This is a genomic window from Allokutzneria sp. NRRL B-24872, assembly GCF_002155965.1.
Taxonomy (GTDB): Bacteria; Actinomycetota; Actinomycetes; order Mycobacteriales; family Pseudonocardiaceae; genus Allokutzneria.
In genome coordinates, this window is record NZ_MUMH01000328.1 from 1 (window position 1) to 742 (window position 742).

The 742-nt window shown below is 69.9% G+C and carries 1 protein-coding gene and 1 pseudogene; one reads left to right on the top strand and one right to left on the bottom strand.

Translation table 11 applies throughout. From position 1 onward, the window contains the following. A pseudogene (locus CCN37_RS37835) lies at positions 1-561 on the bottom strand (NAD-glutamate dehydrogenase domain-containing protein); the annotation flags it as partial. Between CCN37_RS37835 and CCN37_RS41940 the strand changes: the two are divergent. After that, the coding region (locus tag CCN37_RS41940; RefSeq protein ID WP_143262046.1) for an NAD-glutamate dehydrogenase domain-containing protein at positions 557-742 on the top strand (186 nt) is incomplete at its 3' end. The pseudogene CCN37_RS37835 and the gene CCN37_RS41940 overlap by 5 nt on opposite strands.

A 742-nucleotide genomic window follows, 5' to 3' on the forward strand; every position in this document is an offset into this window, starting at 1 on the left:
GCGCGCCACCGGGCCGAAGCGCAGGTGCACGCCCTCGATGCGCGGCGAGTACACGAAGATCTCGAACGCCGGGCGCGGCTGGGGCAGGTCCGGGATGGCCTTCGGCTCCAGCTTGAACGACAGGTACGGCTTGGCCTCGCCGACCTCTTCGTCCCGAACGAAGTAGTTCGTCCGCAGGGTCGCGTTGATCAGCGTGAGGTAGGAGCGCAGGATGCGGTCCGCGTCCAGGCTGGTGACCTCGTCGATCATCCTGGTCACCTCGGCAACCAGGGTGTCGACCTGCGCCTGGCGGCCCTCGTCGGCCAGCTTCGGGTCGAAGCGGACCTCGAACAGCCGCACCAGCGCCGCGATCACGTCGGTGTGCGCCAGGACGGCGTCCTCGATGTAGTCCTGGCTGTACGGGGTGCGGGCCTGGCGCAGGTACTTGGCGTAGGCGCGCAGCAGCGCGGCCTGCTGCCAGTCCAGACCGGCGCGCAGCACCAGCGAGTTGAACCGGTCGACCTCGGCCTCACCCCGCCAGGCGGCGGCGAAGGCGTCCTGGAAGCGCTTGCGCACCGTGTCCAGGTTCTCGGTGCTGGAGCAGATCGGCACCGAGAACCTGGACACGGTGCGCAAGCGCTTCCAGGACGCCTTCGCCGCCGCCTGGCGGGGTGAGGCCGAGGTCGACCGGTTCAACTCGCTGGTGCTGCGCGCCGGTCTGGACTGGCAGCAGGCCGCGCTGCTGCGCGCCTACGCCAAGTAC